Genomic DNA, 610 nt, shown 5'->3' on the forward strand with positions numbered 1-610 from the left:
CATAGACAGGATCTTAAGAGCTAACTTGTTTATTTAGATAGAAAAAAGGCTTCATTTATGATCAGATAATCGTCGCCAAACAAACTACCTACATCAATAGTGAAGCCGATGACGATTATCTCCTTACAGAAGCAATTTAAGCAATTCTTTAATGCTGACACCCTCCAAAAAATGGCGAAAAGTACTGGCCTGATGAAACGGTGTCGGGCGATATTACCCGAGCAGCTAGTCATTAGCTTAGTGGCCGCGTTAAGCAAAGGAAACTGCACTTCCATTGCGGATTTACTGCGACAATTCAATGGGATGTGCTTGAGCCCTGAAGGTTCCGTGGCATACAAGCCTTACCATAACCAGTTGAGGAAAAATGAGTTTCCTAATTTCATGCGGCAACTTGTTATGCGAGCAATAGCTCAATTTGCTCGCCAGCAGAATGTCGGTCTACCAAATAAGCTCGACACCTTTGATGATGTACTGCTTCAAGATGGCAGCTCTTTCCACATCCATCGTGACCTGGCGGATGTTTATCCGAGTCGATTTAAACGTAACCCTGCAGCGGTTGAATGTCATATGACAATGTCGTTGAAAAGCTTTTCTCCAGTCGCGATGAACA

At 43.4% G+C, this 610-nt stretch carries 1 pseudogene; it reads left to right on the forward strand.

From position 1 onward, the window contains the following. Positions 1–108 precede the first annotated feature (108 nt). Positions 109–610: pseudogene (locus tag AB4161_RS21760) on the forward strand (IS4 family transposase); the annotation flags it as partial.

The sequence above is a fragment of the Vibrio sp. 10N.286.51.E5 genome (assembly GCF_041469125.1).
In the GTDB taxonomy this organism is placed as follows: Bacteria; Pseudomonadota; Gammaproteobacteria; order Enterobacterales; family Vibrionaceae; genus Vibrio; species Vibrio crassostreae_C.